Source organism: Bacillus sp. D7-8, assembly GCF_052055895.1.
In the GTDB taxonomy this organism is placed as follows: Bacteria; Bacillota; Bacilli; order Bacillales; family Bacillaceae; genus Bacillus; species Bacillus velezensis.
The window spans coordinates 1,366,092-1,389,120 of the sequence record NZ_CP179922.1 but is presented as its reverse complement, the minus strand read 5'-3'; the positions used below and the strand labels follow the sequence as shown (position 1 = coordinate 1,389,120).

The window sequence follows — 23,029 nt, the reverse complement described above, 5'->3', positions numbered from 1 at the left end:
TGGCCTCCACCCGCCCCTTCTTTAGTGTAGAAATAACGTATCCAATCTGCGCCTTAGCAGACTTTCGGTCTCATTCATCAATTTTTCACCAATGTCATCGACATGTCTGTTTCTCCATGATTCCAAATCCGTGCCCTTTACCCAATGATTAAAAGCGCCTAAAGACGGGCCGCAATGAACTTGAAAATTCACCTTTTGTTCTTCCTGCCCTTCCAAAGCAAGCAGACATCCTCTTTGCAAATACCACTTAAATAGTAACAGCATCTTATATTTTTGATTGCGCTCAGCTTTTTGGGCGAGGTTCGGCTGTTTTTCTATTAAGCTTTCGTAGATTTCATCAAAAGTCTTGTTAAAATAATCATTTTCGAGCTGAATCTTTGTCTTTTCATCTATCTCACTCAAAGACTCATATTGTTGGTAGATTTGAAATAATTTATTTGCCCTGACCGGAAACAGCGTGCCCTTTTTCAGCACCTGAACCTTTGTTCCGAACTCAAACAGAGTCTCCGAAGGCGCATAAGCAGTATCGCATATTCCTGTCCCACTCAGCATTTCTTTAACAAAACCGCTTGTTTCGGCTTCAACTGTACATTGATTAATGGATCCCGTCATAATAAAATCAGCGCCCATTAAAAAAGCAGACGCGGCAGACTCGGGAGTCCCGATTCCTCCCGCAGCCCCGATCCTTATCTTCCTTGCGTATTTGTGTGTTTCCATCATTTCATCCCGCAGCTTAACAAAAAACGGCAGCATCGCTGTCAATGAGCTCTGTTCAGTATTACTTCCGCAATCTGCTTCAATAATGATATCGTCTGCTGCCGGAATACGGCTGAGCCACTCCGCCTGCTCTTCCGTCAGCATACCGTGCTGACACATTCTCTTTACGATACTTTGAGGAGGCGGACTCAGAAATGCGGCCGCAACTTCCGGCCGTGAAACTTTGGCAATGATCCGATTATGAGGTATGACCCTGCCGCTTTTGTCTATCTTCAACTGATGCGCTTTGTAATAAATTAATGGTGCGCTGACGGAAAAATACGAAGACGCTTCTATTACTCGTACTTCATGCTTGATATATAAATCTATCAATTCCTTTTCTCTATCTTGATGATCCGGCTCAAATCGCAGATTCATTCCGTAGGGCTGGCCATTTTTGAGTGTCTTCTTAATAGAAATAAGGGCCTGTTCAATTTCCCTTATAGGTAAACCCGCTGTGCCAAAGAACCCCAGCATTCCTTTCTTCCCGAGGCGGATCAGCATTTCAGCGGAAGAGATCCCTCTATGCATCGCACCTGCCAAATACGCGTATGTCAAACCGTAATCTTCTTTGAAAGATTGATCACCCAATCGGGACACCGGTGAAGCTGCACCGCTCTCTATATTTTCAGCCAAGAGGCTATGCTCTTTCCCGCTTTCCGAATTGTCCTTGTTCCCTTCAGAAAAAAAGAGACTGTCTTCCGGCGCACTGATAGTAAGCGGTTCCTCATCTCTTTGTATGGTTTGAATTAATTTAGTCAGAATGTTTCCAGGACCGATCTCTTCAAACAGAGTGACGCCTTGTCCCATTAGATACCTGATGCTTTCAGTCCATTTTACCGAGTTTGTTATTTGTTCAATTAAATTCCGTTTGATATCTTCTTGTTTATAAGGTCTTGCCGTATAGTTAGAAATGACTGGGAAATTCAATTCAGAAAAATGAAACTCCTCGATAAATTCCGCAAATTTACGCTGTGCACTTTCCATGAAACGAGAATGAAAAGCTCCGCCGACTTGCAATACGATATAAGCTTTCGCCCCTTCTTTTTCAAAAAAAGAGGCTGCCCGCTTTATCTCTTCTGCAGCCCCTGCTATCACAATTTGTGAAGATGTATTGTAATTGGCGATATCTATTTGGCCGAGATCATACTTTTGAAGTATTTTTTTTATGTGGTGCTCATCCAGTCCGATCACGGCAGCCATTCCGCCCTCGGAAGCCTCACTCATTAACTCGCCTCTTTTAGCAACCAGCCGGAGACCTGTTTCAAAATTAAAAACGCCGGCCGCAAAAAGCGCAGTATATTCACCCAGACTATGTCCTGCAACAGCATCAGGGCGTGTATGACCTTCTTTTAAACCCTTTAAATATTGCAGTGCGCTCACTGTATAAATTGCAGGTTGTGTATACTTCGTATCAGTCAGCCTCTCTTTTTCATCTGAAAGGCATAAATCCTTTATGGAGTATCCTAAAATATGATCTGCCTTTTTAATGAGCTCACTGAATTCATCGAATAAGTCTCTGCCCATTCCTTTAAACTGCGCTCCCTGTCCGGGAAAGACGTAAGCAAGCATTTTGTTTTCCTCCTGTTCCGTATTTCTGCCGTTTCTTTTCGTTCCGATTTTGATTAACGTTTTTCACTTCAATTTTAAAATTGTCGTTTACTCTCAGCACCCTTACTTAATAAGCATTACGAAGCAAAATAAAAAAAACCTTTATGCCGGATAAAGGTTTAAAAGCAAAAAGCATGTACAAATATCATATCGCCGTAAATATAAATAGACAGAATTTTCTGATAATTAAAATCACATTTTCATTCTGTTTTATATATATCAATATAATAAAAACATTCCAACGTGCCGAAACAACGATTGGTTTTATGTGAATATTTCCCTAAATAAATACTATACCATGATTTACTTGTTGTCAATGGGAAACACACGTATATACCAATTCTTCAGCCGCCTTTTTACAGGCGGCTGAACTCGGTTGTTATCAGTTCATCAGCCCATGCCGATATGCCTTCACTATACTATTTGCAGAATAATAGTTCTTTCTCTTTGTTGTAGTCTTTAGTAAATTGATTGAACTCATCTGCTTGTTTATGCACCTTTTCGTAAACTGAGTTTACTTTGCTGATTTGCTCTTCCAGCTGCGCTAATGTGAGCTTTTTATCTTTAATCAGTTTATAAAGGTCCTTATCAAGTGAAATGGCTTTTTCGTACTTTTTGTACAAAAGATCATAAGATGCATACCTTTTCTCCATTAAAGCGACAGCATGCCCGGCTTTTTCTTTTACTTTCTTATCCTTTATTTCTTGAGAAGTTTTTTTTGCGGATTCAAACGCTTTTTTTGAATCATCAATACTGTCTTTTTCTGCTTTCAGATGTTTTTTTCGCTGATTTGCATTGCTCAGAGCCTGATCAGACAGTGTGACAATTTTCTGGTAATCATCCATATTCAGTTTAACCGCGCTGTCGTATAGCTTATGCTCTTTTTTCTCCAATTTTTCTAATGTTTTCTGCTCTTTTTGAAACGGTTTTTCCGCTTGAACGGCTTTTTCCATCGAGTCATGAAGCGATTCAGCCGGATCTTTTCCCCCGCAGCCGGCAAGAAGCATACTTGCGGCGCCGAGCGCTCCGATTCCTGCTAATACCTTTTTTTGAATCATATTCACTTAAAATCCCCCAATCTTGACAATTTCCACTATAGAAGCCCGAACGCTTTTTGACAATAGCTGAGCTGTAATTGGCATGACCGTGTAAAGACGCTTACGGTGCTTTCAAAGAATACTTGCGTAAAAAATTGAGAAAACAGGGCGGATGACCATACATCTTTTTGGCTTTTACATAGTTTATAGTAGACGCCGGCCCTGCTGACAGAGGGTCAGCGTAATTAAAAGAGGAGGTTTTTTTATGTACGGATATGGATTTGGCGGCGGATTTGGCGGCGGTTGTTGCGGCGGCGGATATGGTTATGGCGGCGGTTACGGCGGTTACGGTTACGGCTGCGGCGGCGGATACGGCCGCACATTCGCATTAATCGTCGTATTGTTTATCTTATTAATCATCGTCGGTGCCGCTTATTTAGGCTGCGGCTGCTGACCTTATACACCATGAACATCGGCCGGCCTGCTATGGCCGGCCAATTGTTTCGTTGCGCCGCGATAAAGAAATTCGCTATAATTTACATATTAAGCTTTAGGAGTGAAGTTTCTTGATTACTATGGAAAATATTGTACGCGACGGACATCCCGCGCTCAGAGAGATCGCTGAAGAGGTTCAGCTTCCCGCTTCTGACGAAGAAAAACAGCATCTTGCTGATATGATTGAGTTTGTGAAAAACAGCCAAAATCCTGAATTAGCCGAGAAATACAAGCTTCGTCCGGGCGTCGGTCTTGCCGCTCCCCAAACAGACGTAAAAAAACGGATGATCGCCGTCCATGCAGAAGATGCGAAAGGCACTTTATACAGCTATGCTCTTTTTAACCCTAAGATCGTCAGCCACTCAGTGGAAAAAAGCTACTTGACGAGCGGAGAAGGCTGCCTGTCGGTAGACGAACCCATTCCCGGCTATGTGCCGCGCTACGCCCGCATCCGCGTAAAGGCGGTGACGCTTGAAGGAGAACAGATTGACATCCGCCTCAAAGGTTTTCCGGCCATCGTGTTTCAGCACGAAATCGATCATCTGAACGGCGTGATGTTTTACGACCATATTGATAAAGAAAATCCGTTCAAAGAACCTGAAAACGCCATTGCCATTGACCGTTAAAAATAACCGGCACTTCCCAAAGTGCCGGTTTTCTTTATTGCAAAAGGCCCAGTTCTTTGACGGCCCAGCTGATTCCTTCCTCATCCACCGGCTTTGTGACGAAATCAGCGGCAGCTTTTAATTCCGGAACCGCATTTCCCATCGCCACCCCGGTGCCGACAAAACGAATCATCTCAAGATCATTTAGTCCGTCGCCGAATGCATAAGTGTCACTTATGCCGTACGGAAGCCGCTCAAGCACTCTTTTAATGCCTTCCGCTTTTGAACCGCCTTTCGGAAGCACATCCGTTGACAATTCATGCCAGCGGACGTAATCAAACTCCGGAAAAGCGGCATATGCTTTTTCTTCATGTCCGCGGCAGAATAAAAGCAGCTGATAAATTTCTTTTCCTTTATAAAATGTTTCATCAACTTCGGGATAAGGCGCTTTCAGACTGCCGATTCCTTCCGAGACGTGCGGATGTCCGGGGACGGTCGTTTTCATCGTGTCTTCCGCCATAAATACGACGGGGTGCTCCCCTTCTGCCGCCTGCTTTAATAAACGCGCAACCGCATCTTCAGGAAGCGGATTTTTATAAATGACCTCACCTTCAAATACGACATACTGGCCGTTGTATGAAATAAATGATTCAATCTCAAGCTCTTCCAGAATCGGTTTTACCATAAACGGGGACCTTCCGCTGGCGATAAAAACGTGATGGCCAGCCTCTTTAAGCGCCTTCACGGCGTTTCTTGCGCTATCGGGAATATGTTTATCATGGTCATAGATCGTGCCGTCAATATCAAAAAAGATCAGTTTTGGATTCATGTTAATTTCTCCTTTTTCCCGTTTATCAGTCGTGTCTTTTTCAATATCATCATACAGAAAGTTTTTCTTCCGGAAAACCGCCTTGATGAAATTCCAGTTTTACCCACGAAAACAAATTCATTTTTTCCGCATACTACTGCTATAAAGGGCTTTAAAGGAGGTATACGATGCTGCGCCGATTACGGAAGAAACTCAGAAGACAGTGGGGCGGAATGCTCCGGAAAAAAGTCATCGCGTAGAAGGGATCTTTCGTTTTTTGAAAGTCCCTTTTTTGCTCGAGACTTTCCTTATAATCCGTTTTCGAATATAATAGAATAAGCGAGTCTAACATACGGCATTTAAGGAGAGATTTGGATGATTTATAAGGTATTTTATCAAGAGAAGGCTGACGAAGTACCTGTTCGGGAAAAAACAGATTCACTTTACATTGAGGGCGTTTCAGAACGGGACGTCAGAACGAAACTGAAAGATCAGAAATACAACATTGAATTTGTTCAGCCTGTGGACGGTGCTTTTTTAGAATATGAGAAGCAGAGCGAAAATTTTAAAGTATTGGAGTTATGAGCGGAATGAAATTTGTAAAAAATGACCAGACTGCCGTTTTCGCCCTCGGCGGATTGGGCGAGATCGGAAAAAATACGTACGGGGTGCAGTTTCAGGATGAAATTGTACTGATTGATGCGGGAATCAAGTTCCCGGAAGATGAACTTCTCGGCATTGATTACGTAATCCCCGATTACACGTATTTAGTAAAAAATGAAGATAAAATTAAAGGTCTGTTTATCACCCACGGTCACGAAGACCATATCGGCGGTATTCCGTACCTGCTCAGACAAGTAAATATTCCCGTTTACGGCGGTAAACTCGCGATCGGCTTACTTCGGAATAAACTTGAAGAGCACGGGCTGTTAAGACAGACCAAATTAAACATCATCGGTGAAGACGACATCGTGAAGTTCCGCAAGACATCTGTATCCTTCTTCAGAACGACACACAGCATTCCGGATTCATACGGAATCGTCGTCAAAACACCGCCGGGCAATATCGTACATACCGGGGACTTTAAGTTCGATTTCACACCGGTAGGCGAACCGGCAAACTTGACAAAGATGGCTGAAATCGGGAAAGAAGGCGTTCTGTGCCTGCTTTCTGACAGTACAAACAGTGAGGTTCCTGATTTCACCATGTCAGAACGCCGCGTAGGCGAAAGCATTCACGATATTTTCCGAAAAGTGGACGGCAGAATTATATTTGCGACATTCGCTTCGAATATACACCGTCTTCAGCAGGTGATTGAAGCAGCCGTTTTAAACGGCAGAAAAGTTGCCGTATTCGGACGCAGTATGGAATCGGCTATTGAAATCGGACAAAATCTCGGTTACATTACTTGTCCTAAAAATACGTTTATTGAGCATAACGAAATCAATCGTTTGCCTGCCAATAAAGTAACAATTTTATGTACGGGAAGCCAAGGTGAACCGATGGCGGCGTTATCACGCATCGCTAACGGGACGCACCGGCAGATTTCCATTAATCCCGGAGATACGGTCGTCTTTTCTTCCTCTCCGATTCCCGGAAACACAATCAGCGTAAGCCGCACCATCAACCAGCTGTACCGTGCGGGCGCAGAAGTCATTCACGGTTCATTGAATGACATTCATACATCCGGACACGGCGGACAGGAAGAGCAGAAATTAATGCTCCGCCTGATCAAACCGAAGTTCTTTATGCCGATTCACGGTGAGTACAGAATGCAGAAAATGCACGTCAAACTCGCGACTGATTGCGGCATACCCGAAGAAAACTGCTTTATCATGGATAATGGCGAAGTGCTGGCCCTCAAAGGCGAAGAAGCCGCTGTGGCAGGCAAAATTCCGTCCGGCTCCGTTTACATTGACGGAAGCGGAATCGGTGATATCGGCAATATCGTGCTCCGCGACCGCCGCATTCTTTCAGAAGAAGGCCTTGTTATCGTTGTTGTCAGCATCAATATGGATGACTTTAGGGTTTCGGCGGGGCCTGATTTAATCTCAAGAGGTTTTGTATACATGAGAGAATCCGGTGATTTGATCAATGACGCGCAGCAGCTCATTTCAAACCATCTGGAGAAAGTAATGGATCGGAAAACAACGCAGTGGTCCGAAATTAAAAACGAAATTACCGATACACTTGCTCCGTTCCTATACGAAAAAACAAAACGCCGCCCGATGATCCTTCCGATCATTATGGAGGTCTAAAAAAACTGCACTCGTAATGAGTGCAGTTTTTTTATTGCAGCGGAATATGCTGAAAGGCTTTGACATCAAACAGACCGGCTGCTGTCATTTTAATATCCGGAATCACCGGAAGCGCTAAAAACGATAATGTGAGAAACGGATTGAAATCACCGGTGAATCCGAGCAGAGGAAGCTTTTCATGAAGCACGCCCAAGCTGTCATTGACCCATTCCGCCGACTTATCAGACAAAAGCCCGGCGATCGGAAGCGGAACGGAGTGAAGCAATTCTCCGTTTTTCACAGCTGTTAATCCTCCTCCGGTGTCACGGAGCCTGTTGATTGCTTTTGCCAAATCGGCATCGTTTGTACCGACGGCGATGATATTATGGGAATCGTGAGAAATGGTTGTGGCGATGGCGCCTTCTTTTAACCCGAACCCTTGTACAATCCCGAGTCCTATCATTTTTTCGCCGCTGTGCCGCTCTGCGACGGCGATTTTTAATAAATCATTTTCTGTATCAGGACAAAACGCGTCAGCAGACGGTGCAGGCACTTCTTTTTTTCTCGTCTCCAAATGATTCGGTATCATTTCGATTACATTCATTTTCTTACCCTCTTGAATCGGTATATGAAAATCCGATTCAGTCAGCGGCGCTTTCAGCCGCACTGTATCCAACAGCGCCTGGTCCGGCGAATAGGAACCGGCAGACTGTTCATAAACCGTGCGTCCGTTCTCGGCAACGGTCCGGCCGGCGACCATGGTCTTCGTGACGACAGCCTCCCGTACATCTGAAATAAACAGCAGATCTGCGTCAAAACCCGGCGCTACCGCCCCTTTTGTTTCAAGACCGTAGCACTCAGCCGCATTTAAACTGGCGAGCTGATACGCAAGGAATGGATCAAGTCCCGCCTTTATCGCCATTTTGACTTGGTGGTTCACACTTCCTTCTGAAAGCAGATCATCTACATGCTTATCATCCGTGCAAAAGAAAAAGCGCCGCGCGTTTTTTTCATTCACCGCCGGCAGCACATTGAGCGTATTTTTTGCCACCGATCCTTCGCGCAGCATGACATACATTCCCCGTCTGATTCTGTCCAGCGCTTCTTCTTTTGTCGTCACTTCATGATCATTTGACACCATTGCGGTTCTGTATATATTGATGATATCTGAAGACAGTCCGGCTAAATGCCCGTCGATCCGTTTTCCGTGACGCTTGGCATCAAGCAGTTTCTGAAGCATATCCTCTTCACCTTCCGCAACAGACACATAATCCATTACTTCCGCAAGTCCGAGCACCTCTTTCTCCTGATAAAAAGGCTTTAAATCCTCGGCTTTTAATACGGCTCCTGAGCGTTCAAAGCTAGCGGCGGGAACACAGGAAGGAAGCATGAAACGGATGTTCAGCGGCGCCTTTTTCGCCTGCTCTATCATAAAAGAAATGCCTTTTGCTCCGGAAACGTTCGCAATTTCGTGAGGATCAGTAATGACAGTAGTCACTCCGTGTGGGAGGACGGCTTTAGCAAATTCAATCGGAGTAACCATAGAGGACTCGATATGAACATGTCCGTCAATAAAGCCCGGAACGATCATTTGACCTTCTGCATCAATGACTTCTTCCCCTTCATATTCGCCCAGCCCGACGATCACTCCGCCCGTAATGGCGATATCTGCAGAAATCCATTCCTGGTTAAATACATCCATGATTTTTCCGTTTTTAATGACGGTATCGGCTTTTTGTCTGCCGGCTGATGCATTCAGCCGTTCAGCCAGTGTTTCTTTGTTCAAAATGAGGCCTCCTCTTTTTCTTTATATGGTACAATATGCTATCGGATCGCCTGATCATAGTCAATAAAAATTGCAGAAAATACCGCTTACACGATAAATGTCTTTCTATTCTGACATAATAAAAGACCGTCCTTTTACGGACGGCTTTTCACTTTGTGTGAAGCACTCTTTTTTCAAATCGGGAAATGTCCGTAAGAGAGCCGATAACGATGAGAATATCTTCTTTTTGGATCATTTCAGTCGCCAGCGGAGATACGATCACTTCTTTTTCTCTCTTGATGGCCACGATATTAATGCCGTACTTCGCCCGGATGTCCAGATCAAGCAGTGTGTTGCCCGCAAGCCTGCTGTTGGCCACGATCTCCACAATGCTGTGTTCGTCGGACAGCTCCAAATAATCAAGCACATTATTTGATACGATGTTGTGGGCGATGCGTTTTGCCATATCACGTTCAGGGTGGACGATGTGATCGGCCCCGATTTTCGCAAGCACTTTCTCATGATAATCGTTCTGCGCTTTAACCGTGATCGTGTTCACGCCGAGTTCCTTTAAGATCAGCGTCGTTAAAATGCTCGCCTGTATATTTTCGCCGATTGCCACAATGACGTGGTCAAAGTTGCGCAGCCCTAAGTTTTTCAGCACCGATTCATCGGTTGAATCGCCGATGACCGCGTGTGATGCGATTTTGGCGTATTCATTTACTTTATCTTCATCAATATCCATCGCCATGACCTCAAGGCCTTCTTCACTTAATGCTTTGCAAATACTTCCGCCGAAGCGTCCGAGACCGATAACGGCAAACTCTTTTCTCATAACAGTACTCCTTTAAACAATATCTCTAATAGGAATAGTATCACATTTTCGGCAATGAGTTCATATAGCGTTTAAGCTTTTCTGAAAAGGCGGGCGATAAATACAGGTCCGCTCCGCGTTCGATTTCTTCCTGATAGTGACCCGGAGGCGCAATTTCCTCAGCTTTATCAAGAACGAGAAACGTCAGGACGCCTCTGTATACACGGCCGCCGGCACACACTTCTATGAACGCGGGACGGTATGTGTGGTTATCAACACCTTCTCTTTTGTACAGATAGGTTGCCGCTTCAAACGGGAGCTTGTACAGCACGCCTTCAGTTCGTCCCCCGTCTTCAACAAGATCGGCTCTGGAACCGTCAGGACGCCTTAATGTGAATCTCGTCGAATACCCTTCAACAACCGCCCCTCCGACCGGCTCGGCAAAAAAGTGGTCGACCCCCGCCTGTTTAAACCGGGCATTGTCCATACAGGAGCCGTAAGCGAAATAATAAACCGGACTGTCATCCTCCCGTTTCATAAAACGGTATTCTTTCCAGTCTCCGCTTTTGATACGGTTGAATGAGGCACACTGGTCGGGCTTTACGACATATGCGAAGGCGGTTTTATTCCCGGCATCCGTCGTCACGGCAACCTCTTTTCGATCAAAATCAGCGTAATACGCATCCAGCTTACGGATCATCTGATGATCTGTTTCATACAATTCCCCGTACACAAAAGCTGTTTCTGCTAAAGACGCCGCAGGCTGACCTTTATCCGTTTCGTACAGCACGCCGTTTATCGCGGCCTGCTCGCACACACACGGAGCGCCTTTCAGCAGTTCATGGTTTTCTTCACGCTTCCGTAACAAACCGTATGCAAAAAGAAGCAAGTTATTTTTCCTCCTTTTGGACAGCAGCCGCTTCTAACGGCAGAATCACCTGAAACGTACTGCCTTCTCCATTTTTGCTCTTAATGTTAAGTTTACCATTATGCTCCTTCAGAATTCGTAAACAAATCGGAAGCCCGAGACCCGTTCCCTGATCTTTTGTTGAGAAAAACGGTTTCCCGATGTTTTCAAGCTTTTCTTTCGACATGCCGTTTCCTTCATCCTGTATGCTGATCACCGCGTATTCTTCATCCCGTTTTGTATAAATATGAATATTCCCGCCGTCAGGCATCGCTTCAATCGCATTTTTAATAATATTGATAAATACCTGTTTCAGCTGGTTTTCGTCACCGTTGACCATACAGGACTCAGTCTGCCTGAAATCCTTCTCAATTACAGTGTTCGACAGCACCGCGTTCGTGTCAAGAAGCGTCGCCACCTGCCGTAAAATATGGTTGAGATGATGAGCGGTAAACGTCACGGTCTGCGGCTTGGCGAGCAGAAGCAGCTCCCCCAGCACGAGATCAATCCTTTTAATCTCCGAAAAAATGATATCAAAATAATCCGTTCTTTCCGGATACTGGGCTTTCATCAGCTGGAGAAAGCCGCTGACTGACGTTAAAGGATTTCTTACTTCATGGGCGATTCCTGCCGCAAGCTCCCCGGCAATGGCCAGCTTTTGAGATTGCATGGCAAGGCGTTCGTTCGTTTCCAGAAGCTCGTCGACCGCTTTTTTCCGTTCACTGATATCAGACATCGTCCCCAGGCTTCCGACAAATTTCTGTCTGCGGTCATAATACAGCTTATAATGGACTTCTCCCCAAAAGATCGAGCCGTCTCTTTTAATATATTTGGCCGTAAACATTCCTGACGGGGACTGCTGCTTGATTTGGGAGATAATATAATCAATGATATGTTTTTCTTTTATAAAATAATCATTATACATCGTGCCCATACATTCGCTGATGGAGTGGCCCGTAATCGCCGTCCAGGCCTGATTCAAATATGTAATATTCCCTTGTGCATCCGTCTGAAAAACGATTTCCTGCAGATTGTCCATGATCCGGTTTTTCTCATCTGAAAGCGCCTTTGCTTTCTGCTCGCTGTCCTTCAGCTCCGCCAGCAGCTGCTTTTTATTATCCACATAATAAGCCAGCAGCCAGACGCTGATTAATGTGACGGCGGTAAAGGTGATGTCAACGGGCCAGTTAATCGGATTCCGTTCAATCATATAAAATAAATAATCCCAAAACATAATAAAAATCATTGCCAAGATTAAGGAAATGATACGCGCTTGATATTTTCCCATAGTCCCACCTGCCGCTAGCATTTCTACATATATTGTAACATTGTTGACTGCATTATTGACTAAAAAATGATAACTATTCCCAATTAATTGAGCAGGTTCGCTTACTTTTCCCGTGAGTTTTTGCACAAGTTCATAATAAAAGGACGGAATGATGCTCCGCCCTTTTTGCTGATTATGATCTATCTTTTAACGCTTCCTCGATTTCCTCAAGCAGCATTTTCGCTCCTTCAGGACTTAAAATAATTTTGCCGTTGCCGTACTCCTGATTTTCGGGAGTAATTTCCCCCGTCATTAAGCAAATGCCGTGCGGCTTGTATTTTTTCAAGACAATTTTGTCTCCGTCAACGAAAAATTCAATACTATCTTTAATAGCGATATCCAATGCTCTTCTCAATTCAATCGGCATGACAATACGCCCGAGTTCGTCTACTTTTCTTACTACACCAATCGATTTCATAGAAATCCCCTACTTCCTTTAATGTCTCTTCTTTATGTCCAAGGAAAATCCTTCATAAACGTAGACGAAAGGAACGGAGCAAAAGTTTCTCAGCATCCGGAACTGAATGTTTTTTTACAGAAGAAAATTCTTTTGAAATATGGGATACAGACTTTCCCTCCTTTTTTACAAAAACATTTCATTCCCGGCGGAAACCCCCAAAAATCGTGGTTTTTCTCGGAAACTTTAAATGTAGAATCAATTAAATCAGGATAGGGATTGGGTGAAAACATGTTTCAATCAACTGAGATCGGAATCGACTTAGGAACCGCTAATATACTTGTTTACAGTAAAAATAAAGGAATTATTTTAAACGAGCCTTCCGTTGTCGCTGTAGATACAACAACGAAAGCGGTGCTTGCCATCGGAACGGATGCCAAAAGCATGATCGGAAAGACGCCGGGGAAAATCGTCGCCGTACGGCCGATGAAAGACGGTGTCATTGCTGATTATGATATGACAACTGACTTATTAAAACACATTATGAAAAAAGCCGGAAAAAAAATCGGCATGACTTTCCGCAAACCGAATGTCGTCGTCTGCACGCCTTCAGGCTCAACAGCCGTTGAACGCCGTGCCATCAGTGACGCTGTCAAAAACTGCGGAGCGAAAAACGTTCACTTGATTGAAGAACCCGTAGCCGCTGCAATCGGGGCCGACCTCCCTGTTGACGAGCCGGTCGCAAACGTCGTCGTAGATATCGGCGGCGGTACGACTGAAGTCGCCATCATCTCATTCGGGGGCGTCGTATCCTGCCATTCGATCAGAATCGGCGGCGACCAGCTTGATGAAGATATCGCCTCGTTCGTCAGAAAAAAATACAACCTGCTGATCGGGGAACGTACGGCAGAACAAGTGAAAATGGAAATCGGTTTTGCATTGATCGAACATGTGCCGGAAACGATGGAAATCCGCGGGCGTGACCTTGTAACCGGTCTGCCGAAGACAATCAGACTGCAATCTAATGAAATTCAGCACGCGATGCGTGAGTCGCTCCTGCATATTCTTGAAGCGATCAGAGCGACACTTGAAGATTGTCCGCCGGAGCTCAGCGGTGATATCGTTGACCGCGGCGTCGTGTTAACCGGCGGAGGCTCCCTTTTAAACGGGATGAAAGAATGGCTGACAGATGAAATCGTCGTTCCCGTTCATTTGGCGGCAAATCCGCTTGAATCAGTGGCTATCGGCACGGGACGTTCATTAGACGTCATCGACAAGCTGCAAAAAGCGATTAAATAATAAGATTGTGCTTCTTTTTTCTCCGGCCGGCTCATATTGTGAGAACTGGAGAAACATTAAGGAGGAAGCATATGCTTAGAGATGTGGGAAGACGCGTAGCAGTAGCCGTCATTTTAAGCGGAATTATTCTGGGGGGTATGAGCATTTCACTGGCCAATATGCCCCATTCTCCGGCCGGCGGCCCCGTAAAACTGAATCATCCGTAAAGACGCAGCAAAAGCTGTGTCTTTTTCGTTTGTGCTCCTTTCTTTCCTTTATGAGGCGATATTTGATATGATGAGAAAAACCGATGAGGAGGAATGAACGATGAGTTCGTTTACTGAAAAGTTACATACATATGCTCAGCTGGCGGTAGAAGTCGGCGTCAATGTCCAAAAAGGACAGCACGTCGTAATCAATGCCTCAACTGATGTTCGGGAACTTGTCAGACTGCTTGCCAAACATTCTTATGAAAAAGGCGCTAAAAACGTCACCGTAAATTGGCAGGACGATGAACTGTCCAGATTAAAATACGAGATGGCACCTTTTGAAGCGTTTGAAGAGTATCCTGAATGGGAAGCAAAAGGAAAAGAAGAGCTCGCGAAAAAAGGGGCTGCGTTTATTTCTGTCGTCTCATCCGACCCCGACCTGTTAAAAGGCACTGACGGCAAACGGATTGCAGCGTTCCAAAAAGCCGCCGGAAAAGCATTGCATACATACAGACAATATATTCAATCAGATAAGGTCAGCTGGACGGTGATCGGAGCCGCTTCAACAGGCTGGGCGAAAAAAGTGTTCCCGGATCAGCCGGAAGAAACAGCCGTTCAGCTTTTATGGGAAGAAATTTTCAAAACGACCCGCGTAAATGAAGAAAACCCTGTGGAAGCATGGAAAAAACATGATCAAAACCTTCATGAAAAAGTGGAACACTTAAACAAAAAACATTACAGCGCCCTGCATTATCAGGCTGAAGGAACAGACTTAACCATTGAACTGCCGAAAAAACATGTATGGGCAGGCGCGGGAAGCGTGAATGAGAGCGGGCACGAATTCATGGCCAACATGCCGACAGAAGAGGTTTTCACCCTCCCGCAGCGTGACGGGGTGAACGGCACGGTTTCCAGCACGAAACCGCTGAGCTACGGCGGCAACATTATTGATAACTTCACTCTTACCTTTGAAAACGGCCGCATTGTCGATGTGAAAGCTGAAAAAGGCGAGGAGATTTTAAAAGGCATCGTTGAAACCGATGAAGGCTCACACTATCTCGGTGAAGTGGCCTTAGTGCCGTACGATTCACCGATTTCACAATCAAATATTTTATTTTACAACACACTGTACGATGAAAACGCCTCTAACCACTTGGCGATCGGCAGTGCGTATGCCTTTAATATTGAGGGCGGCAAACAAATGACACGGGAAGAGCTTGTCAAAGAGGGCTTAAATGAAAGCATTACACACGTAGATTTTATGGTCGGTTCCAAAGATATGAATATCGACGGCATTACTACGGACGGCAAAAGAGAACCGATCTTCAGAAACGGAAACTGGGCATTTTAATAAAAAAAGGAGGCGATCAGGCCTCCTTTTTTTATTTCGCTTCATACATTTGCAAGTTGGCGCAGACGGTTTCCAAAACAGGTGTATCAACTGACAAGCCTTTCGCTTTCTCAAGCAAAAATCCGTGTAAATGATCACCTTCCGTCACCCTGCCCTTTTCCATATCTCTCAGCATCGACGATTTCATATGGTAAGACATGCTTGTCAATGTGCGATAACTCTCTTCTTCCAGACCAGGATCTTTCGGGATGCCGGCAGCCTTGAAAATGGCTCCGATTTCAGCAAAGAGGCGCTTTGCGGTGTTGCGGCCGCCTTCTGTTTCTAAAATCGGTCCGACCGGCTGTTGAAACAAAGTGGTCACTCCCGCCTGCGCGGCAATAAACATATATTTTTTCCAAATGTCCTTTTCAATATCCCGGCTGATGATGACATCCGCTTTCACACCTGCAAATGCGTTTTCCAGCTCATTCATACGTTCCGTGCGTTCCCCGTTCCATTCACCGAAAACAAAGCGGTGGGCAGCGCTCGTATGAAGAATGTCCCCTTTGTCGTTAAGGGCGCTCTCAATAAAGCAGAGGCCGCCCAGCACCTGCCGTTTTGAAAAAGCTTCAAACAGCTGGTTATAGTGCCTGTATCCGTTTAAAAAAGGAATAATGACCGACGAAGGTTTGACAAACGGTTTGACATCCCGAATGACGTCCTGCAAAGAATACGCTTTTGAAGCGATGATAACCGCGTCAAATGCTCCTTCTTCGCCCGCCATCATTAATTTCGGCTTAATTGAAACATCACCTTTTGCACTTCTGACGGTCAAACCCGTTTCTTGTAATTGTTCCGCCCGTTTCTTGCGGACGAGAAACGTCACGTCATTCCCCTTTTCTGCAAGACGCGCGCCGATATATCCGCCTACTCCCCCAGCTCCGACAACTAAAAACTTCATGATGCATTCCTCCGTCTCTTTTCAAGTTATGTATTCATTTATTGTAACGGGAAGTCAGAAGATTGAAAACTTTTTTCATAAATAAAAAAGCAGAGTCTCCCCTGCTTCTTTATTACGCGTATAGCTCTTCAAGCTTTTTCTGTACATCCGCGTTTTCAAGAAATTCGTCATAAGACATTTGTTTGTCAACAATGCCTTTAGGCGTTAATTCAATGATGCGGTTGGCAATTGTCTGTACAAACTGATGGTCATGAGATGAGAACAGCATAGCGCCTTTAAAGCTGATTAAGCCGTTGTTAAGCGCCGTAATGGATTCCAAATCTAAGTGGTTTGTCGGTTCATCCAGAATTAAAATGTTCGCGCCGGAAAGCATCGCTTTTGAAAGCATGCAGCGCACTTTTTCTCCTCCGGAAAGGACGTTTGATTTTTTGTTGACTTCTTCTCCTGAGAACAGCATGCGTCCTAAGAAACCGCGCAGAAAGCTTTCGCTTTGGTCATGCGGCGAGTATTGGCGGAGCCAGTCAACAAGGTTCGCATCGCTGCCGTCAAAATATTCGCTGTTGTCTTTAGGGAAGTACGCCTGGGAAGTGGTCACGCCCCATTTAAATGTGCCGCTGTCTGCTTCCATTTCCCCGGAAATGATTTTAAACAATGTCGTAACGGCAAGTTCGTTGCGGCCCGTAAAAGCGATTTTATCTTCTCTGTTCATAATAAAGCTGACGTTATCAAGCACCTTAACCCCGTCAATCGTTTTTGTTAAGCCTTCAACCCGCAGCACGTCATTTCCGATCTCACGTTCCGGCGTGAAATTGACATAAGGATAACGGCGTGATGACGGTTTGATATCATCAAGCGTGATTTTATCAAGGAGTTTCTTTCTTGATGTCGCCTGCTTTGATTTAGAGGCGTTGGCGCTGAATCTGGCCACGAACTCCTGAAGCTGTTTAATCTGCTCTTCTTTTTTCTTGTTGGCTTCCTGAGAAAGCTTTAAAGCAAGCTGGCTGGATTCATACCAGAAATCATAGTTGCCGACGTACACTTGAATTTTATTAAAATCAAGATCGGCGATGTGCGTGCACACTTTATTTAAAAAGTGACGGTCATGGGATACGACGATGACTGTGTTCTCAAAGTTGATTAAAAACTCTTCCAGCCACTGAATCGCTTTCAGATCCAAGTGGTTGGTCGGTTCATCAAGCAGAAGAACGTCCGGCTTGCCGAACAGCGCCTGTGCCAAAAGCACTTTCACCTTTTCTGAACCGCCTAAGTCAGCCATTTTCTTCGTATGCAGGTCTTCAGAGATGCCCAGGCCCTTTAACAAAATAGCGGCTTCACTTTCAGCTTCCCATCCGTTTAATTCCGCAAACTCTCCTTCAAGCTCAGCGGCGCGGATGCCGTCTTCATCTGAAAAATCAGGCTTCATATAAATCGCGTCTTTTTCCTGCATGACTTCGTATAAACGTTTATGTCCCATAATAACGACTTTCAGCACTTCGAAGTCTTCATATTCAAAGTGGTTCTGCTTCAGAATGGCAAGACGTTCGCCCGGGCTCATATGGACATCGCCGGTCTGCGGCTCCAGCTCACCGGATAAAATTTTCAAAAATGTTGATTTTCCGGCACCGTTTGCGCCTATTAATCCGTAGCAGTTGCCCGGCGTAAATTTAATATTGACATCTTCAAATAACTTGCGATCCGCAAAACGCAAGCTCACATTATTTACAGCAATCATTTAGAATCCTCCATCGTGTCTATCATCATTAAAAGTATACCATGAATAAAGGGGAAGAGAAATGTTTCCCTGCGAATATACGGGTTTGAAAAGATGCAGGCAAACCCGGAGCCCTGTGATACAATAGATATATATACATATTCATCACGGAGGAACAAGTTGAAGCTTTTAACACTCACAGAATATTGTCTTATGATTTTCTTTACCGGGATTTTTCTGGCCGTCACAGGCTTTACCGCACGTGACATCGGCTTGTACGTCGGAATCGCCCTCATTTACACGTTTTCGCATCTCTTTTCAAAACGGATGCTTGAAAAACGCGGCAAAGAGAAGCAGCAGGTGAATCTTTTTTTCAGCGTTCTGGCCATTGTCGGATCAGTGCTGGCCACGGTAATGTTCATCGCCGTCGCCGCCTCGTTTGCCAAATAAAAAACGCCTGCTGTCCAAATCGGGCAGCGCGGCGTTTTTATTTTGTCTGACGCATATCATGAAACGGGAAGAACACAAACTTCGAGGTGCCGACGATCCGGTTTTCGGCAATTAAACCGAGTCCGTTCCGGCTGTCCATTGAGTTCAGCCGATTGTCGCCCATGACGAAGTATTTGCCTTTCGGAACCTTTACGGGGCCGAAATCTCCCGTCAGGTTGACTCCCAGTTTTTTAGCTTCTTTTTTATTGCTCGCGAGGTACGGTTCTGCGATTTTTTTGCCGTTTATATAAAGCGTGTCATTTTTCATTTCCACCGTTTCTCCGGGTTTTCCGATGAGCCGCTTTACATAATGGACTTTCGACGTATCGCCGTTAATAATGACGATGTCTCCCCGCTCGATTTCTCCGATATAATTGACGCTTTTGTTGACAAATAGCCTTTCACCGTCATGTAATGTCGGGTACATTGATGATCCTTCCACTAAGTACGGTTCAAACAGGAAATGGCGGATTAACAGCGCAAGTGCAACCGCTATAATGATGGCCTTTCCCCATTCCCAATATGTGTTGGATTTTCTTTTTACCGATTTTTCAGAAGTAGGTTTTTGTTCTTCAGTCAACGTGGTTCCTCCTAGACGATCACTGTTTCGGTTCATGTACCATCTTTACTTTATCATAACTCATCATAAAATACATAACGCTTCTATGCGGACATGATTGAAAAAAGCGCCCGTAATGGACGCTTTTTGCTTATTTCTCTGCAACCGGTTTTTTGACGATTCCCAAGATAACCGCCGTTACAATCGCTCCGATCACGATGCTCATTAAGTAAAGAAGCGGATGATTCGTTATGAATGCAACGAATATTCCTCCGTGCGGTGCAGGAAGCGTTACCCGGAAAAACTCTGTCAGTCCGCCCGCTACCGCAGAACCGATAACGGCTGCAGGGATGACGCGAAGCGGATCAGCCGCCGCAAACGGGATGGCGCCTTCTGTAACGAAAGCAGCTCCCATGAAGTAGCACGTAATACCGGCTTCACGGTCACGTTTAGAGAATTTATGTTTAAAGAATGTTGTCGCCAGTGCGATTCCAAGCGGCGGAGCCATTCCGCCCGCCATGATGGCTGCGTGCGGGGCATAGTTTCCGGCGTCGATCATCGCAATACCGAAAGTGAACGCCGCTTTATTGAGCGGGCCGCCCATGTCGATAGCCATCATACCGCCTAAAATAATCCCCATTAAGACAAGGTTTCCGGTTCCAAGGCTTTCAAGCCAATTTGTTAAGAAATTCATAAACGCTGCGACAGGTGTGTTAATGACAAACTGCATCAGGACACCGGTGATAAAAATACCGAGCAGCGGATAAATCAATACAGGTTTTAATCCGTCAAGAGTCTGAGGAATAAAGACAAACAGCTTTTTCAGCAGGACTACGACATAACCGGCTAAGAATCCGGCAATCAGTCCGCCCAAGAATCCGGCATTCGCCTGCGTAGCCATAAATCCGCCGACCATACCCGGCGCAAATCCCGGACGGTCCGCAATACTCATTGCGATGAATCCGGCAAGAACTGCAACAATCAGCTTTAACGCATTATCGCCGCCGATAAAGTTCAGCGCTGCGGCAAACGTGTTGTATGTCGGGTCTTTCGGATCAGCTGAATGAATTCCCCAGAAGAATGAAATCGCAACGAGAATTCCGCCGCCGACGACAAATGGCAGCATGTTGCTGACACCGCTCATTAAGTGTTTATAGAAAGTACTTCCGATACTTGTGCCTGATTTCTGTTTCGGACCGTCTTCATCTGAAGCGGAAGATCCTCCGCCGCTGCCCTCGTAAATCGGCGCATCTTGGTTAACGGCTTTTTCAATCAGTTCCTGAGGACGTCTGATACCGGCCGTCACAGGCACTTGAAGAACATGTTTGCCTTTAAAGCGTTCCATTTCAACCTGTTTATCAGCCGCCACGATGATCGCAGGCGCGTCTTCAATTTCTTGAGCCGTCAGCTTATGTTTGATACCGCTTGAGCCGTTTGTCTCGACTTTAATGTCAACGCCGAGCTCTTTCGCTTTTTCCTTCAGTGCGTCAGCTGCCATGAACGTATGGGCGATACCTGTCGGACATGCCGTAACGGCAAGGATTTTGCCCTTTCCTGACGGCGCTGCCTGTTCTTCCTGCTCTTCTTCCTCATCGTCATCTTTGTCATGCTGATTGATGATGTCAATGATCGCATCTTCTGATTCAGCTTCAAGAAGCTGTTTGCGGATTTCCTCACGCATGAGAAGCGTTGAAAGTCTTGATAATGCCTCAAGGTGCGTATTATTCGCTCCTTCGGTTGCCGCAATCATAAAGACCAGGTGTGCCGGCTGACCGTCTAATGATTCATAATCCACACCATCTTTTGAACGGCCGAATGCGATGGCCGGGTTAATGACGCTCGCCGTCTTCGCATGAGGGATGGCAATGCCTTCGCCGATTCCCGTTGAGCTTTGGCTTTCACGATTTAAAATGGCTGCTTTGTAAGCCTCTCTGTCATTTAATCTGCCGGCTTTGTCAAGCACTGTCACCATTTCATCGATAACGTTTTCTTTCTCTTTGCTTTCTATATTGAGATGAATTGTATCTCTTGTTAACAGCTCAGTTATCTTCACTTTTCTTTCCTCCTCTATAGACGTGTGACTTTAACTTCAGGAAGAAGCTGCTGTACAAACTCTTCAGTTCCGAGTTCTTCAGAAAATGCCGTCGCGCTTCCGGAAGCAACTCCTAAACGGAACGCATCTTCCAAAGGCAGCTGTTTTGAAATTCCCGCAAGGAATCCCGCGACGACGGAATCACCCGCGCCTACCGAATTGACAAGCTTTCCTTTAGGAACATTGGCGAGGAAAACCGCCTCTTTCGTAAATAAAAGCGCACCGTCGCCAGCCATCGAAACAATCGCGTGTTCAGCGCCTTGTTCAATTAATTTTTTACCGTAAGGAACGGCAGCTTCGGCTGAATCAATGACCGTATTGAACATTTCCCCAAGCTCATGATGATTCGGCTTCATCAAAAATGGTTTCATTTCTGTCGCTTTCATCAGCGCTTCACCGGAGATGTCTACCACTACCCGGGCATTCTGCTTTCTGCATGCCTCAGCAATTTTTTCATACGTGTTATGCGGCAGGGAAGAAGGAATGCTTCCCGCTAAAACGACGATGTCTCCCTCTTCCAGAGCGGAGAACTGTTCTAAAAAGGCATTGAACACTTCGTCTGAAATCGTCGGGCCCTGTCCGTTAATTTCCGTTTCATCGCCCGTTTTCAGTTTTACATTTATACGCGTGTCTTCATCCACCTCAGAAAAAGCCGTTTCCAGACCTTCCTGCTGCAAAAATGACGTGATATAATTTCCGGTAAATCCGCCGACAAATCCCAATGCTTTTGACGGCACATGGTGTCTTTTCAGTAATCTCGAAACGTTGATGCCTTTTCCGCCGGGATACTTCGTGTCATAGCTGGAACGGTTTAAACCGCCTACGGCAAAATCTTCAACGTGAACGATATAGTCAACAGACGGATTGAGGGTTACAGTGTAAATCATGGTTTCACTACCTTTACGACAGTTTTTTCTTGGTAATTATCGAATGCAAGTTCTTCAGCTTCAGTGGTAATGATAGCGGCATCGCCCAAGGCGGCGAACGCTGCGAAAGAAATCTCGCCGAATTTAGAAGGATCGGCTAAAACATACGCATTTTTCGCCTGTCTCACAGCCTTTGTCTTCAGAAGAGCCTCATCCGGATCGGGTGTTGTAAAGCCGGCTTCAATGTGCACGCCGTTCACCCCGAGGAAGCTTTTGTCAAAACGGTACTGGCTGACCGCCGTTAATGAGGCGCCGCCGATCATCGCACCTGTTCTATGCTTCACATATCCTCCGAGAAGATAAAAGGGGATCCCTTTCCTTATTAAAGCGTCGATATGCATAACTCCGTTTGTGACAACCACAATGTCCTTAGATGGATCTATAAAATCAATCATGTGCAATGTAGTTGTTCCCGCATCAAGATAAATACAGTCACCTTCTTCTAATAAAGATGCCGCTTCTTCTGCGATCTTCAGTTTATCCTGAAGGTTTTTGGAGGATTTTTCAAGCATATCGGGTTCTTGCCTGCTGTTGGAAAGTTTAGACGCCCCGCCGTGAACGCGCTTTAAAAATCCGCGCTCTTCAAGTGTTGATAAATCTCTTCTGATCGTTGATTCAGAAGCATTTGTCATGCTTATCAGCTCTTGAATCTTCACCACATCACGCTTTTCAATCTGATCCATAATCAGCTGATACCTTTCAGGAGTGAGCATAT

Annotated in this window: 22 protein-coding genes; 8 read left to right on the top strand and 14 right to left on the bottom strand. The window is 45.3% G+C overall.

All coding sequences use genetic code 11. The features are described from left to right. Positions 1-21: 21 nt before the first annotated feature. Together fabD and ACKTRM_RS07290 are read right to left on the bottom strand one after the other, a co-directional pair. A complete protein-coding gene (gene fabD, locus ACKTRM_RS07295; RefSeq protein WP_012117465.1) occupies positions 22-2,328 on the bottom strand; it encodes an ACP S-malonyltransferase in 2,307 nt (768 codons plus the stop codon). A 458-nt stretch (positions 2,329-2,786) separates the two neighbouring features. Then, a complete protein-coding gene (locus tag ACKTRM_RS07290) occupies positions 2,787-3,425 on the bottom strand; it encodes a YkyA family protein (RefSeq protein ID WP_012117463.1) in 639 nt (212 codons plus the stop codon). Positions 3,426-3,669: 244 nt separating this feature from the next. On the opposite strand from ACKTRM_RS07290, the gene ACKTRM_RS07285 reads away from it, so the two are divergent. After that, a complete protein-coding gene (locus ACKTRM_RS07285) occupies positions 3,670-3,858 on the top strand; it encodes a YjcZ family sporulation protein (RefSeq protein WP_007611154.1) in 189 nt (62 codons plus the stop codon). A gap of 112 nt (positions 3,859-3,970) precedes the next feature. After that, the gene (def, locus tag ACKTRM_RS07280; protein WP_003154544.1) at positions 3,971-4,525 is read left to right on the top strand and encodes a peptide deformylase; all 555 of its coding nucleotides are present in this window, start codon (positions 3,971-3,973) and stop codon (positions 4,523-4,525) included. Positions 4,526-4,559: 34 nt separating this feature from the next. Here def and ACKTRM_RS07275 read toward each other — a convergent pair whose 3' ends face one another. After that, positions 4,560-5,333 (bottom strand): Cof-type HAD-IIB family hydrolase, encoded by a 774-nt coding sequence (locus tag ACKTRM_RS07275; RefSeq protein WP_012117462.1) that lies wholly within the window; start codon positions 5,331-5,333, stop codon positions 4,560-4,562. Between the two features lie 354 nt (positions 5,334-5,687). On the opposite strand from ACKTRM_RS07275, the gene ACKTRM_RS07270 reads away from it, so the two are divergent. After that, the gene (locus ACKTRM_RS07270; RefSeq protein ID WP_003154548.1) at positions 5,688-5,897 is read left to right on the top strand and encodes a DNA-dependent RNA polymerase subunit epsilon; all 210 of its coding nucleotides are present in this window, start codon (positions 5,688-5,690) and stop codon (positions 5,895-5,897) included. Between the two features lie 5 nt (positions 5,898-5,902). Next, positions 5,903-7,570 (top strand): ribonuclease J1, encoded by a 1,668-nt coding sequence (gene rnjA / locus ACKTRM_RS07265; RefSeq protein WP_012117461.1) that lies wholly within the window; start codon positions 5,903-5,905, stop codon positions 7,568-7,570. Between the two features lie 31 nt (positions 7,571-7,601). On the opposite strand, the gene ade is transcribed toward rnjA, so the two are convergent. The 5 genes from ade to ACKTRM_RS07240 form a co-directional block, all read right to left on the bottom strand. Then, on the bottom strand, positions 7,602-9,335 hold the full coding sequence (ade, locus tag ACKTRM_RS07260) for an adenine deaminase (protein ID WP_012117460.1): 1,734 nt from the start codon (positions 9,333-9,335) through the stop codon (positions 7,602-7,604). A 148-nt stretch (positions 9,336-9,483) separates the two neighbouring features. Next, positions 9,484-10,149, bottom strand: a complete 666-nt coding sequence (ktrC, locus tag ACKTRM_RS07255; protein WP_003154554.1) for a Ktr system potassium transporter KtrC — start codon at positions 10,147-10,149, stop codon at positions 9,484-9,486. Positions 10,150-10,189: 40 nt separating this feature from the next. After that, positions 10,190-11,017, bottom strand: coding sequence for a gamma-glutamylcyclotransferase (locus tag ACKTRM_RS07250; RefSeq protein WP_012117459.1), 828 nt, complete (start codon positions 11,015-11,017; stop codon positions 10,190-10,192). A gap of 1 nt (position 11,018) precedes the next feature. Beyond that, positions 11,019-12,323, bottom strand: coding sequence for an ATP-binding protein (locus ACKTRM_RS07245; protein WP_007409646.1), 1,305 nt, complete (start codon positions 12,321-12,323; stop codon positions 11,019-11,021). A gap of 172 nt (positions 12,324-12,495) precedes the next feature. Continuing rightward, the gene (locus tag ACKTRM_RS07240) at positions 12,496-12,780 is read right to left on the bottom strand and encodes an AbrB/MazE/SpoVT family DNA-binding domain-containing protein (protein WP_003154557.1); all 285 of its coding nucleotides are present in this window, start codon (positions 12,778-12,780) and stop codon (positions 12,496-12,498) included. Positions 12,781-13,050: 270 nt separating this feature from the next. Between ACKTRM_RS07240 and mreBH the strand changes: the two genes are divergently transcribed. The 3 genes from mreBH to ACKTRM_RS07225 all read left to right on the top strand — a co-directional run bounded on the left by mreBH (position 13,051) and on the right by ACKTRM_RS07225 (position 15,597). Next, positions 13,051-14,058, top strand: coding sequence for a cell shape-determining protein MreBH (mreBH, locus tag ACKTRM_RS07235; protein ID WP_003154558.1), 1,008 nt, complete (start codon positions 13,051-13,053; stop codon positions 14,056-14,058). A 71-nt stretch (positions 14,059-14,129) separates the two neighbouring features. Further along, positions 14,130-14,264: a protein YkpC gene (locus tag ACKTRM_RS07230; RefSeq protein ID WP_012117458.1), complete on the top strand. Its 135-nt coding sequence runs from the start codon at positions 14,130-14,132 to the stop codon at positions 14,262-14,264. Positions 14,265-14,364: 100 nt separating this feature from the next. After that, the gene (locus tag ACKTRM_RS07225) at positions 14,365-15,597 is read left to right on the top strand and encodes an aminopeptidase (RefSeq protein WP_012117457.1); all 1,233 of its coding nucleotides are present in this window, start codon (positions 14,365-14,367) and stop codon (positions 15,595-15,597) included. 31 nt (positions 15,598-15,628) lie between these two features. Here ACKTRM_RS07225 and ACKTRM_RS07220 read toward each other — a convergent pair whose 3' ends face one another. Then, complete coding sequence (locus tag ACKTRM_RS07220; protein ID WP_012117456.1) at positions 15,629-16,537, bottom strand: ketopantoate reductase family protein; 909 nt, start codon at positions 16,535-16,537, stop codon at positions 15,629-15,631. Positions 16,538-16,649: 112 nt separating this feature from the next. Next, a complete protein-coding gene (locus ACKTRM_RS07215; RefSeq protein ID WP_007409642.1) occupies positions 16,650-18,269 on the bottom strand; it encodes an ABC-F family ATP-binding cassette domain-containing protein in 1,620 nt (539 codons plus the stop codon). Between the two features lie 159 nt (positions 18,270-18,428). Between ACKTRM_RS07215 and ACKTRM_RS07210 the strand changes: the two genes are divergently transcribed. Continuing rightward, positions 18,429-18,698 carry a hypothetical protein gene (locus ACKTRM_RS07210; protein ID WP_012117455.1) on the top strand — a complete coding sequence of 90 codons (270 nt, stop codon included), beginning with the start codon at positions 18,429-18,431 and terminating at the stop codon, positions 18,696-18,698. Positions 18,699-18,735: 37 nt separating this feature from the next. Here ACKTRM_RS07210 and sipT read toward each other — a convergent pair whose 3' ends face one another. The 4 genes from sipT to ACKTRM_RS07190 all read right to left on the bottom strand — a co-directional run bounded on the left by sipT (position 18,736) and on the right by ACKTRM_RS07190 (position 23,027). Then, entirely contained in the window at positions 18,736-19,353 is a 618-nt protein-coding gene (sipT, locus tag ACKTRM_RS07205; protein WP_369719103.1) for a signal peptidase I sipT, read from the bottom strand. Between the two features lie 94 nt (positions 19,354-19,447). Further along, entirely contained in the window at positions 19,448-21,349 is a 1,902-nt protein-coding gene (locus tag ACKTRM_RS07200) for a PTS fructose transporter subunit IIABC (protein ID WP_012117454.1), read from the bottom strand. Positions 21,350-21,363: 14 nt separating this feature from the next. Next, entirely contained in the window at positions 21,364-22,275 is a 912-nt protein-coding gene (gene pfkB / locus ACKTRM_RS07195) for a 1-phosphofructokinase (RefSeq protein WP_003154572.1), read from the bottom strand. Continuing rightward, the gene (locus tag ACKTRM_RS07190; protein WP_007409639.1) at positions 22,272-23,027 is read right to left on the bottom strand and encodes a DeoR/GlpR family DNA-binding transcription regulator; all 756 of its coding nucleotides are present in this window, start codon (positions 23,025-23,027) and stop codon (positions 22,272-22,274) included. Before ACKTRM_RS07190 ends, pfkB begins: the two co-directional genes overlap by 4 nt. Positions 23,028-23,029 lie beyond the last annotated feature (2 nt).